The sequence below is a fragment of the Arthrobacter sp. 2RAF6 genome, assembly GCF_052115205.1.
Classification (GTDB): domain Bacteria; phylum Actinomycetota; class Actinomycetes; order Actinomycetales; family Micrococcaceae; genus Arthrobacter.
In genome coordinates this window covers 299,555-311,535 of the sequence record NZ_JBFRGF010000004.1, presented here as the reverse complement: position 1 = coordinate 311,535, position 11,981 = coordinate 299,555, and the positions used below count along the sequence as shown (strand labels likewise).

Here is an 11,981-nt window from a genome sequence, read left to right as displayed (position 1 = left end):
TGTCCAGAAGATCCGGCACGAGGAGCGGTTCCTGGAGCTGCAGGGCCAGATCTGGGAGTCCTTGAAGGACGAAGTCACCCGCGCCTACAAGCAATCGGCGGGTGCAGCAGCATGACAACCACAATCAATAGAGGTGCTCCCGTGCAAGATCAAGCACAAGCGCAAGCGAGTGAGCTGAAGGCTTCCGCCCGGCGTTCCCTGAACCGCCGTACCACCTGGGTCTGGGCCGGCCGTGCCATCCTCGCGGTCATCGTGATCGGTGGCTGGCAGTGGTTCACGACCGAGGGCTGGGTGGACAAGTTCTTCTTCGGCCAGCCGACCGAAATCTGGAACAGCCTCGTCAAGCTTTTCACCGAGGGCACGGCATTCGGCACCATCTGGGAGAACCTCGGGGTCACCATGCAGGAAGCGTTCATGGGCTTCGCGCTCGGAACGCTCGTCGGCGTCGTCCTGGGCCTGCTTCTGGGCTCGAACAAGTACCTGTCGGAAGTGGTCGGCCCGTACATCCGGATCGTGAACTCCATCCCCCGCATCGTGCTCGGCTCGATCTTCATCGTGGCGTTCGGCCTCGGAGTCTTCCCGAAGGTGCTGCTCGCAGCGGTACTGGTCTTCTTCGTCGTCTTCTTCAACGCCTTCCAGGGCGTCCGTGAAGTGGATCAGAACCTGGTCGGAAATGTGCGCGTCTTGGGTGCATCGCCGCTTCAGGTGGCGATCCACGTGACGATTCCCTCGGCAATGACCTGGATCATCGCGAGCCTGCACACGGCGTTCGGCTTCGCGATCATCGGCGCCCTCGTTGCTGAAGTGCTCGGCGCCCAGCAGGGAATCGGCCTCATCATCAGCCAGGCACAGGGGACCTTCGATCCCAACACGGTCTTCGCCTGCATGGTGATCATCGCAGTCATCACCCTCGGCGCCGAAGCCCTCCTCACCCTGCTCGAACACAAGCTGCTCAAATGGCGGCCACCAAACCGTTCCGAAGCCCAGGCGATCTGACGCCCGCCGTCTTCCATTCCACTTACCCAACGCTCGAATCCTCAAAATAGAAGGAAAAGCACAACCATGATGAAGAAGATCTACGCCGTCGGCGCTGCCGGAGTGATCGCACTGAGCCTCGCAGCTTGCGGCACCAGCACCGCAAGCAGCACCAGCACCGCAAGCGGCAGTGCTGCCGCGGACACCGCCTCGATGCCCACCGTGAAGCTTATGGTCGGCGGCATCGACAAGCAGATCTACCTGCCGTACCAGCTCGCGCAGCAGCTCGGCTTCTACCAGAAGTACGGCGTCAAGATGGAGCTTTCCACCGAGTCCCAGGGTGGCGTTGGCGCCGAAGACGCGATGGCATCGGGGCAGGTGGACATGGCCGGTGCGTGGTACGTCCACACCGTCGACTTCCAGTCCAAGGGCAAGAATGTCGTCAACCTCGTGCAGCTCTCGAGTGCCCCGGGCGAGCGCATCATGTGCAGCCCCAAGGCAAACGTGAAAACGGGCGCAGACCTCAAGGGCAAGACCGTCGGAGTCACTGACCTCGGCTCGGGAACCGATGAGCTCACCCAGTTCATCGCTGCGAAGGCCGGCCTCGCGAAGAGCGACTACCACACGATCGCCGTCGGCGCCGGTGCAACCGCAATCGCAGCGATCCAGCGCGGGTCCGCTGACTGCGTCATGACCACCCAGCCGACCGTTGGCGCCCTGGAGAACAAGAACCTCGCCGTTTCTGCGATCGACCTCGCCACCTCTGACGGAGCCAAGGCAGCGCTTGGCGGCACCCTGCCGTCGGCCGGCCTTCTCGCCCAGTCGGACTGGGTCAAGACCCACGAGGACGCGGCCCAGAAGGTCGTCAACGCCCTTGTGGACACGATGCACTGGATCAGCACCCACTCCGCCCAGGAGATCGCCGATAAGCTGCCTCAGTCCTACGTCCAGAACAGCACCATCTCCAAGGACCAGTACGTTGCTGCGCTGAACCAGGACAAGGGTCAGTTCCTTCCGGACGGCATCATGCCTGCAGGTGGCCCCAAGACGATCTTCGACGAGGAGAAGACCATCGGCGTTGACACCTCCAAGGTCAACATCGCCGACACGTTCACCCAGAAGTACGCCCAGGCCGCGCTCAAGCTCGAAGGCTACACCGCCGCCACCACCCCTGCCGGCAACGACGGCTAATCTCTGCCCTCTATAGCTAGCCCCCAAACAATCGGCCTGCGTGGTAATCCACGCAGGCCGATTGTTTTGTTTGTGGGTGCTTTTAGGGATGCTTTGAAAAGTTCGACGGCGGTGGCGCCGCCGTGGAGCTACGTCCGGGGCGTCAGAGCTGCCGCGTACTGCTTCGATCCCTCGTTTGCCATTCCTCGGACCTGAAGAACTTTTCCAGCTCCGATCCTGCGTTCTCCGAGATACGCGCGTCGTCATCGGTCACGTCAAACAAGGGAAGGTAGCCTTTTTGTTCCGCCAATTCGTTCGCTATGACGAGTACCGACTTATCCTCCGCGGACACCGATTCGCCCTTGATCACTCGGTCGGCAATGTGCTCACACCCGGAAGCTTGCATTACGACCATTAGGTCAAAATTCCTTAGCTCATGCTCATGCCAGATGCTCTTTAATTGAAGAGGCCCGAAGGTGGTCGTGTCCCCGGCTCTGCTTTCGTGGCTTGTCATGGGACCACCTCTAGGAACAGAACCAATTTCCTCACGAGGCACATGTTCATCTCCATTGGGCAGGTGGGCTTTCCAAAACCGGACGAGCGGTCTGTTTAAAGTAGGGCACAACGCTTCCGAGGGTCAACCCTTGGCGGCCATCAGAGCCTCGTCCGAACGGAGCCGCGGGAACGGCCCCGGATCTCAAAATTGATAGTGAGCTATTGATTTTTCCCATCAGTCTCAACTAGTGTCTGACCACCACCGATGATGAAACGAGAAAATCTCGCTCCGTCGGCAGACTTTTGGGGGAATTCGTCATGCCTAATGGTCGTAAGATCCTTTGTTCAATCGCACTATCTTCAGTTCTGGTTTTCTCGGGCACGAACGCCGCCAACGCCCGGGCCGCCACCACCGAGTCGACTGCGGCTCCGGCCGCTCCGATTGTCGGTGCAACTACGGAGCCGCAGGTCGCCAAGGTCTGGAACGTCTGGCAAGACAACTTTTACAGCGAGGGGACGTGCAAAAGGGCCTCCTTCCCGATCCTTTATATGCACCGTTATATTCTTGACTATCGCTGTCTTCAGAATCGTCCCGGTTCTTTCAACGCCGGCCGCTGGTCGCTTTGGGTTCTGGTTCCTGATTCTGTCTAAACGAAGCGGAGGTCGCCACGCCCTATGAAGGCAAAGAGTGAAACAACCAGCGGCCAGCAGTTGCGCCCTGTCCGCGAAGGTTCCTCGGTGGAAGTATGTGGACGCCTGTTCACCGGAACCGACGGGAACACTTATGCTCGTCCGAGACTTCACCCCGATGAACCGCACACCAGTTTGAGGGAACAAGCCGAATGGGACTCGACGCCAAACAGAATCAGAGTCACGGGCTTGGGAACGCAAGAACGGCAGTTCGGCGGAGCCGAGGGCTCTTGGCATACCATTCGTGGCATTCTCAGAGGCATGTGCATCGAAGCCAACGCAGTGCTCGATCCTCCCGAGCACTGGCTCGACACCTGGGCGGGAGCAGCCTCTAGATACTCAGAGTCGGACCCTCATGCGCCAACCGAGTGGTTCCTTAGCCCAGACCGCCAGGAGTTCCTGGAGAGAATCTTTGCCATGATTGATGAGCGTAAAGACTTTTGTCCGCGTATCTCGTCGGGACTTAGCGGTACCGATAACGGCACCTTCTGCGTCAACATAAATATCATGGCGATCAACGAGAGTTTCGCGGCTTGGGCAGAAAACTACAGCCCGGATGACCTTCTTGTCCGATCTTTCGTTAGGGCCCTCTAGGGGCAGATTCATAACGACGCTAGGCAATCATCGGCATAAGCAAGGGCGGCCAGCACGGATAACATGGTGGCCGCCCTCGCTTGCCAGTGTCTAGACGTCGATGCTGGCCATGTTGGGGTAGCGCGCTCCGGCAGTGGCCCCTGCCGGGGCCAGTTCGTCAAGGCGCTTCAGGTCGTCTTCGGAGAATACGACGGCGGTGGCCCCCAGGTTCTCTGCCAGGCGTTCGCGCTTCTTTGTGCCGGGGATCGGGACGATGTGCTCGCCCTGTGCCAGCAGCCACGCGAGGGCCAGCTGGCCTGGGGTGCATTGCTTCTCGTCTGAGAGTTCCTTCACCCGGTCCACCAGCTCCAGGTTGCGCTTGAAGTTCTCGCCTTGGAAGCGAGGGGAGTGGCGGCGGAAGTCGTTCTCCGCGAAGTCGGCCTCGCTGCGGATCTGCCCGGTCAGGAAGCCGCGGCCGAGGGGACTGTAGGGAACGAACCCGATGCCCAGCTCGGCCAGGACCGGGAAGACCTTCGTTTCTGGCTCCCGTTCCCAGAGGGAGTACTCGGTCTGCAGGGCGGTGATCGGATGCACTGCGTGGGCGCGGCGGATAGTTTCCGGTGCGGCCTCGGAGAGTCCCAGATGCCGGACCTTTCCAGCCTGGACCAGTTCGGCCATGGCGCCCACGGTGTCTTCGATGGGAACGGTCTTGTCCACGCGGTGCTGGTAGTACAGGTCGATGTGGTCCACGCCGAGGCGTTGCAGGCTGGCGTCGCAGGCGGAGCGGACATATTCGGGCCTGCCGTTGACACCCAGGAAGGAGCCGTCCTCGCGGCGTTCGTTGCCGAACTTCGTGGCCAGCACGACCTCGGAGCGGCGGGCGGCGATGGCCTTGCCCACGAGCTTTTCGTTGGTGAAGGGTCCGTACATGTCGGCGGTGTCCAAAAGGCTGCCGCCGGCGTCGAGGAAGTCGTTGATGGTGGCAAGGGATTCGCGGTCGTCCCCTTCGCCGTAGAACTCACTCATGCCCATGCAGCCGAGGCCAAGGGCAGAGACGGTTAATGAACCAAGCGTGCGGTTTTCCATGGGGTTCTCTCCTGTAGGTGGCAGAACGTGCTGGACGGCAGGACGGTGCTCAGAGAGGGGTGCGGGTAGGGCCACTATAGGCACGTGCTTGTAGAGCGGACAACAAACAGGAGCGTGAGCACCCCGAAAGCCTTCCGACCAAGGAGTGTGACAAGCGAGCGTTCTCGTCCACTTGTAATCTGTGCCCAACATCTACGAGAGGCTGGTCATGGGCGGTTGGGTGGACGTCGCACAAATCATTAGCGCATTGGCAACGGCGCTGGCGTTATTCTTCGTGGCCAGGGCCACGCGCCATTCGAGGCAAACGGTGGAGGAATCGCAGCAGATGCGGAGGCTCGAGACTGAGCGTGAGGATAGGGCAATAGTTGCTGCGGAACGTCATCAGGCGTCACGGGTCGCGTGTTGGCCAGTAAAAGGCGAAATTGACGGCAAAATTCAATGGGGGATTGAGTTGGTCAATTCAAGTGATGCGCCGGTTTTCAGCCTTTCGGTCGAGCGAGCACAAGGCGCCGCACGGAACGGCACTCCGATCCCGGAAATTCGAGCATCGGCAAAAATCCTTCCGCCAGGCCGCTATTTTTTCAGCGAGCTCAAGAGGTGGCCGGTTTATGTCGAGAGGCAACGAGCGTTGGAGCCTGTGCCCGGCAACGCTGCCTACATGCCAGCCATCGAGTTCATGGACAGCGACGGAAGATTCTGGGTTCGAGGTGTTGACGGCAAGCTTAATCAGACGACGGCGGTGCCCTGAGAACCATGAGAACGGCGCCAGTCTCCCGGGTCAATGGAGCGGCCTGTTGTCGCACGCCCACAGCCCGATGCATTGGCTTGAACCATTCGTCACTTGATGTCCCAAATGAAGATGTAAGACTGCCCGCGGTAGATTGCTCTCAGGTTCGTTGCTGGCTGTATGGCTGCGGCGCAGGACAAAGGGACATAGATGACCGTCGCTGGAGCATTCAGGGCAATCTCGGACGACGAGGCGCGCTCGCATCTGGAGCGCTATTTCGGACTCGGAGAGTGGACCGGCAATGAGTATGCTGGGTCGCATTTCGATTCCTTCGGCATGAATGGGGAAGCCGCGTTCACCTCAGATGATCTGATCTCCGTCTCTTGTCTTTCGGTGCATGTTCCGGCACCTGCAGCGCTGGGGATTCTTGGCCATCGCTCAGCAGAAATCACAGCCCTTCTGGAAATGATTCCAAACGATGTGGCGCTTCAAGATATCCCGCTCGATGAGCACGATAAGTACTTTGGAGAAGACAGCCCTTGTTTGCTCCTTTGGCGACTTTTGCGGGCGCAGGACGCACAGCGATGGGGAGTCGGCGCCACAACTGCAAGCAAGCTCCTGGCCCGGAAACGCCCAGACCTTATCCCGATCTACGATTCCGTCGTTGCCCGGGTGACGGGCTTCAAAGACTCGACTGGCACGTGGAGAGCTTGGCATGAGGCATTCGCAACTGATCTCGAATTGCTTGGACGGTTGGAGGCTTTGCGCTCGACCATTGGGCGGGATGACCTTTCCCTCCTTCGAATCCTCGATGTCGTGCTTTGGATGCACGGTAGCCAGGACGCCGAGGCCCTCGGGAACGTCGATCAGGACGTCAGCTAACCATGCCGGTCGGCGACGCGCAGGCGGCGTTTAGGGCCGCTGCGGCCTTGGACGGCATCCAACTTGAACCGGCGAAGGTGTCCTGGATCAACCAACGTGGACACTTCGGACTCCCGGAGCAAGCAGCTATAGCCGCAGCGCCATTGGATGACATTTTTGAGGATCTGGGCGGCCAAACAGATGTACACAAATCCAAAAGGACAACGGCTCTGCGGGGCGACTTCTATCACGTGCACTCAAAGACCTTTATCGAAATCGACGAAGTCCAGCATTTCACGTCCTTTCGCCTTCGGACATTCGAACAATATCCAGGCACCATCCCGCTCGGATTTCACCTTGAGCAGTATTTAGAGTTGTGCAGACAGCACGCTCCTCGGGCGGATAGGTACAGGGCGACCAAGGACGCCGTTGGCTTCGGCCCGGGAGGGCGGCAACGCCAGCGCGCGTATTACGACGCCCTTCGCGATCTCGCCGTTCCGTCTATGGGACATCCGCCCCTCATCCGGATTCCGATTCTCGACGGGGATGGCGCCGCGGGCTACGCCTCGCACCGTCATCGGGTCCGATCAGCGCTGGGCAATACGGGAGATCCAGAAGCAGATTTCATTGCGGCTGGCTGGCGAAGCACCGGTGAACGTGGTGCTGGGTACGGGGTCAGTAGGCCGCTTCGCCGTCTCGTTCGGAGTCTTGGGCCAGCAACGGCATTCCTAATATTCGCGATTTGTCACTCCTACCAAATACCCTGGCGCAGTGAATACATTCGATGGGGGACCGACAGACTCGAATCTGCCGGAGGGGCTGTACGAACTCCTAAATACCGAAGCCCTGGCAACAAAGCTGACCCTTGTGCCCGAACTCCAGGCAGTGGTGGCAGAGGTAGAAGATGACGATGTATCGGAAGTCCTCAGCCGTCATGTGGCAGAAGTCCTCCGCGAGGTCCTCACAGCAGCGAAGCCGGGAGACCGAGTATCCCTTGCGAACCGTCTCCTCAACGGAATCCAGGACGCCGACCACATTGTCGACGGACCCACGCAGCTACTCTCCCTCCACCGCCCTGACGCACTGAAACGCCGGCAACTGAGGCGCCCCACGACAAAACTGAGCGAGTCGGCACTCCTCACCAACAGCAAGGAAGATCCCAACCTCGCCGCCGAGCTGCGAACTGAAATTGAGTCCGCCAACACGGTCGACCTCCTCTGTGCCTTCGTGCGGTGGACGGGCCTCAGATTGCTCCAGCCCGCTCTCGAACAACTCAGGGAGCGTGGGGTCAAATTCAGGGTCATCACAACCACCTATATGGGCGCAACCGAACGCCGGGCTATCGATGAGCTCGTCCGCCGCTACGGTGCCGAGGTCAAGATCAACTACGAAACCCAAGCCACACGTCTGCACGCCAAAGCCTGGCTATTCCGCCGGAGCTCAGGCTTCGACACCGCTTACGTCGGTAGCTCCAACCTCAGCCAAGCCGCGCTCCTGGACGGTCTGGAATGGAACGTCCGTCTGAGTTCAGTCGCCACGCCCGCGCTACTCAAGAAGTTCGAGGTCACCTTCGACAGCTACTGGGAACAGCGTGCCTTCCAGAGCTATGACCCGGACAAGGACGGCAACAGGCTCGACGCCGCCCTGGAGCGCAACGGCGGCAGACGAACGGCAGCCCCTGACGCCGTCACTGGCCTCGAAATTCGGCCCTTTCTCCACCAGGAAGAAATGCTCGAAGACCTCGAAGCTGAGCGTTCAAAGGGATACAACCGGAATCTCCTGGTTGCTGCCACAGGCACCGGCAAGACCGTCATCGCCGCCCTAGACTACAAACGGCTCTGCGAAGCAGCCGGCCGGAACCTGACGCTCCTGTTCGTGGCTCACCGGCAGGAGATCCTGAAACAGTCGCTGCGCACATATCGCGACGTCATGCAGGACGGCGCCTTCGGTGGGCTCTACGTCGGCGATCACAAACCTCAACAGTGGAAGCACCTCTTTGCCTCTGTTCAATCGCTCGCTTCCCTCGGTGTTCAGACCCTCAGGCCCGAGCAGTTCGACGTCGTCGTCATTGACGAGTTCCACCACGCCATGGCTCCGACCTACCGGCTATTGCTCGAGTACCTCCAGCCGCAGCAACTCCTCGGGCTTACAGCGACGCCGGAACGTGGGGACGGCGGCGACGTCGCAAAGGAATTCTTCGACGGCCGCACTGCCAGCGAACTTCGACTCTGGGACGCCCTCGACGCAGATCTGTTGGTGCCGTTCCACTACTTTGGCGTGTCCGACGACGTCGACCTGACTCAGGTTGAATTGAAACGAGGCAACTACGACACTGCTCAGCTCGACCGCCTATACACAGGAAATGATGCCCGAGCGGCAAAGGTCATCCGCGAGCTGCGCGACAAAGTCACCAGCACCGAATACATGCGCGCCATCGGCTTCTGCGTTTCGGTGCAGCATGCGCACTACATGGCCGAAGTCTTCAATGGTGCCGGCATCTCGGCTCTTGCCGTTGACGGCAGCATCGACGACGCCGAACGCGAACTTGCGCTCAAACGGCTCCGGGACAGGGAAATCAACTGCATCTTTGCTGTCGACCTTTTCAACGAAGGCCTTGACCTTCCGCAGGTGGACACCATCCTGATGCTCCGGCCCACACAGAGTGCCACCATCTTCCTCCAGCAGCTCGGGCGGGGGCTACGCCGTGCCGAGGGCAAAGCGGTGTTGACGGTCATGGATTTCATCGGTCAGCAACGCCGCGAGTTCCGCTTCGATCTGCGCTATAGGGCGCTCACCGGCTACGGGCGGAAAGAGCTGGAGAAGGCCATCGAGGACGAGTTTCCGTACCTGCCTTCGGGCTCCCAGATCGTGTTGGACCGCGTCGCGCAGAAGGTCGTCCTGGACAATATCAAGGCACAGCTGCGGTTCAACAGGACGCAGCTTGTCCGGGACATAGCCTCTTACGCGGAAACCGAGTTGGAGGCCTATCTGCAGCAGTCTGGGAATGACCTGAAGTCCATCTACCGTTCAACCAAGGACTCCTGGACCGGCTACCTCCGCCAGGCTGGGCTGATCGAGGGGTTCTCGCCGTTGGAGGCCGTTCTCAGCGGGCGGATCCAGGAGCTCTCGAATGCCGATGAGAAGAAGCTCCTTGGCCGGATGGCTGCGCTGATCCACGTTGACGATCCGGAACGCGCCGAGGCGTACTCAATGCTGGTCACTGTGGATGCGCCCCGCTATGCGGAGCTCGGCATGCGGGAACAGACTTTCGCCCGGATGCTGTTCTACACACTTTGGGACGACGGCGGCGGTTTTCAGACGTACGACGCCGGACTGGACTATCTGCGGAGCTACCAATTTGTCTGCAGCGAGATCCGCCAACTCGTGAAGCTCGGGGTTGCGGCATCCAAACATGCCGCCAAGGGCCTAGGATCTGGACTGCAACACGTTCCGTTGCTCTCGCACGCGACCTATCGACGCGAAGAGGTGTTGGCGGCCCTGGATTACGGTTCGCTGGAGCTTGGAAGGAACGTGCAGCACCGCGAGGGCGTGGCCTGGTGCCCGGCGACCTCCACCGATGCCTTCTTTGTCACCCTGAACAAGGACGACAGGAAGCACTCTGCAACCACGATGTACAAGGACTACGCCATCAGCCCGGAGCTGTTCCACTGGGAGTCGCAGAACGCGACGTCGCCCGGAAGCCCGACGGGAAAACGGTACTTGGACCGGGCTGCGCACAGCTCAAAGATCCTGATTTTCACCAGGGACACCTCAGAAGACGAGACAGGCCTTACGGTTCCGTACACGTGCCTGGGACAGGTTGACTACGTGCAGCACGTCGGTGAAAAGCCGATCGCAATCACCTGGAAGCTGCATCGGCCGATGCCTGCTGATGTGTTCGCCACTGCGGCTGCGGTGGCGCAGTGATGGTCGTACTGACGAAATCACGATCCGAAGCAGGGGTCGGGAGCCGCAGCTAGCTCCCCATCTGCCGTTATGGTGCTTTACCCGATCTTTGTCCAGGCCTGGTAGCTGGTCGACTCGAATACCTCGCTATTTGCGAGGGTTACAGTGGCCGCACCTTTGACGATGTTGTTGTCCGTAATGCTGGCGTCGCTTCCGGTGTCCGTCTTCCAGGCGTAGTAGCAGCCGACAGATTTGGTTCCGTCGGACCCGTTGTTGTGTAGGTGCCGGGCTGCACGTCCCCACCATCAACGTGAAGGCTGCTCTTTATCTGGCTGGCGGCAACCTGCTTCGTCGCATCGCTGAGCTTCTGTTCCCTGAGGCCAAGTCCGCTTCTTTGCCAGCTAAGGTTTTCTCCTTGTCACCCAGCTGTTGCTGCAGGGTCTTCACACCGGCGGCTGCTGATTGCAGCGTGCTGATCTGGGCGTCCTTGTCCGATGCCGCGGCGCGCAGCTTGCTGATGGTTGCGTCTCCGCTGGTGATTTTGGCGGTGAGCTCGTCGTTCAGTGCCGCGTATTCTTTCGTCGAACTGACGGCTGGCCGCGTCGCGAAACCGAGTGCTGTCCCGCCGATGAGCCCGGCGATAAGCGCGATGGGCACCACCACCCGAGCCCATCGGGGGATCCGTTTGAGCATTCCGGAAGAGAAGGCACTTTGGCGACCGACCGGCGTCGAGCCCTCTGACAAGGAGCCGACCTGTGGCGCCAGATGGTGTGTTCATTATCTTTCATCCCCCTTCATGATTCTTGAGTCAGTGCGCTATGCGGGCTCCGGTGCCCTAGCCGTTGGGGCTAGTGCACCGGAGCCTGCGATCAAATAGCCGCTACTTGCTGCTGCCGGTGCAGCTCGCCATGGCAGTGGTTCCAGAGCCGCTATTCTTTGACACGCTCTGACCGTCGACCAGGATTTCGCAGGTGACATTGGTCGGGCTCGTGTAATCACCGGTGACGATCAACGAGCTCAGGTTGAACCCCTTGGCGGTGACGTCCTTCTTCCAGTTGGCCGTAATGTCTTCGTTGGAAGTGCCTCCATCGGTCCAGTAGGAGACATGGGCCTTACCGGTGACGGTGACGACGTATTCGATCTTGTGTTCCTTGTTCACCGAGTCGCTGACGCTCTGAGCCGCAGCGCCGATGATGGCAGTGACGATGATGGCGACGATCACGGACAGAACGCCCAAGATAAGTCCGGCAGCAGAGGTTCCCTTCTTGGAGAACTTACGGGTCAACCCAACGACACCGAAGATGATGGCAAGCGGGCCGAGCAGGAAGGCAACGAAGCCGACGATCGGGATGATCGAGAAGACGATGGCGACAATACCCAGAACGAGTGCGGCGGTGCCGAAGCCGCTGCCCTTCGAGGGCGCGGGGGCGGCCGGTGCCGGCTGGGCGTACGGTGCGAGTGGTTCGGTCATGATAGGTCCTTCGGGTTGAGCGATTCG

11 protein-coding genes and 1 pseudogene are annotated in these 11,981 nt (G+C 60.1%); 8 read left to right on the top strand and 4 right to left on the bottom strand.

What is annotated here, in order from left to right; genetic code table 11:
* The first annotated feature begins 141 nt into the window (after window positions 1-141).
* The gene (locus tag AB4Z38_RS05120; RefSeq protein ID WP_441428701.1) at window positions 142-996 is read left to right on the top strand and encodes an ABC transporter permease; all 855 of its coding nucleotides are present in this window, start codon (window positions 142-144) and stop codon (window positions 994-996) included.
* A gap of 66 nt (window positions 997-1,062) precedes the next feature.
* The gene (locus tag AB4Z38_RS05115) at window positions 1,063-2,166 is read left to right on the top strand and encodes an ABC transporter substrate-binding protein (RefSeq protein ID WP_441428700.1); all 1,104 of its coding nucleotides are present in this window, start codon (window positions 1,063-1,065) and stop codon (window positions 2,164-2,166) included.
* Window positions 2,167-2,308: 142 nt separating this feature from the next.
* Here AB4Z38_RS05115 and AB4Z38_RS05110 read toward each other — a convergent pair whose 3' ends face one another.
* Window positions 2,309-2,560 (bottom strand): hypothetical protein, encoded by a 252-nt coding sequence (locus AB4Z38_RS05110; protein ID WP_441428699.1) that lies wholly within the window; start codon window positions 2,558-2,560, stop codon window positions 2,309-2,311.
* A gap of 755 nt (window positions 2,561-3,315) precedes the next feature.
* On the opposite strand from AB4Z38_RS05110, the gene AB4Z38_RS05105 reads away from it, so the two are divergent.
* A complete protein-coding gene (locus tag AB4Z38_RS05105; protein ID WP_441415509.1) occupies window positions 3,316-3,924 on the top strand; it encodes a hypothetical protein in 609 nt (202 codons plus the stop codon).
* Between the two features lie 90 nt (window positions 3,925-4,014).
* Here AB4Z38_RS05105 and AB4Z38_RS05100 read toward each other — a convergent pair whose 3' ends face one another.
* Entirely contained in the window at window positions 4,015-4,989 is a 975-nt protein-coding gene (locus AB4Z38_RS05100; protein WP_441428698.1) for an aldo/keto reductase, read from the bottom strand.
* Between the two features lie 208 nt (window positions 4,990-5,197).
* Between AB4Z38_RS05100 and AB4Z38_RS05095 the strand changes: the two genes are divergently transcribed.
* The 5 genes and pseudogenes from AB4Z38_RS05095 (at window position 5,198) to AB4Z38_RS05075 (ending at window position 10,504) form a co-directional block, all read left to right on the top strand.
* Window positions 5,198-5,737, top strand: coding sequence for a hypothetical protein (locus AB4Z38_RS05095; RefSeq protein WP_441428697.1), 540 nt, complete (start codon window positions 5,198-5,200; stop codon window positions 5,735-5,737).
* Window positions 5,738-5,926: 189 nt separating this feature from the next.
* Window positions 5,927-6,598 (top strand): DUF6308 family protein, encoded by a 672-nt coding sequence (locus AB4Z38_RS05090; protein WP_441428696.1) that lies wholly within the window; start codon window positions 5,927-5,929, stop codon window positions 6,596-6,598.
* 2 nt (window positions 6,599-6,600) lie between these two features.
* Window positions 6,601-6,972, top strand: a pseudogene (locus tag AB4Z38_RS05085) (DUF7255 family protein); the annotation flags it as partial.
* A gap of 34 nt (window positions 6,973-7,006) precedes the next feature.
* Entirely contained in the window at window positions 7,007-7,309 is a 303-nt protein-coding gene (locus AB4Z38_RS05080; RefSeq protein ID WP_441428716.1) for a hypothetical protein, read from the top strand.
* 75 nt (window positions 7,310-7,384) lie between these two features.
* Window positions 7,385-10,504, top strand: a complete 3,120-nt coding sequence (locus tag AB4Z38_RS05075; RefSeq protein WP_441428714.1) for a DUF3427 domain-containing protein — start codon at window positions 7,385-7,387, stop codon at window positions 10,502-10,504.
* A gap of 303 nt (window positions 10,505-10,807) precedes the next feature.
* On the opposite strand, the gene AB4Z38_RS05070 is transcribed toward AB4Z38_RS05075, so the two are convergent.
* Both AB4Z38_RS05070 and AB4Z38_RS05065 read right to left on the bottom strand, forming a co-directional pair.
* Window positions 10,808-11,143, bottom strand: a complete 336-nt coding sequence (locus AB4Z38_RS05070) for a hypothetical protein (protein ID WP_441428695.1) — start codon at window positions 11,141-11,143, stop codon at window positions 10,808-10,810.
* 220 nt (window positions 11,144-11,363) lie between these two features.
* The gene (locus tag AB4Z38_RS05065) at window positions 11,364-11,954 is read right to left on the bottom strand and encodes a hypothetical protein (RefSeq protein ID WP_441428694.1); all 591 of its coding nucleotides are present in this window, start codon (window positions 11,952-11,954) and stop codon (window positions 11,364-11,366) included.
* Window positions 11,955-11,981 lie beyond the last annotated feature (27 nt).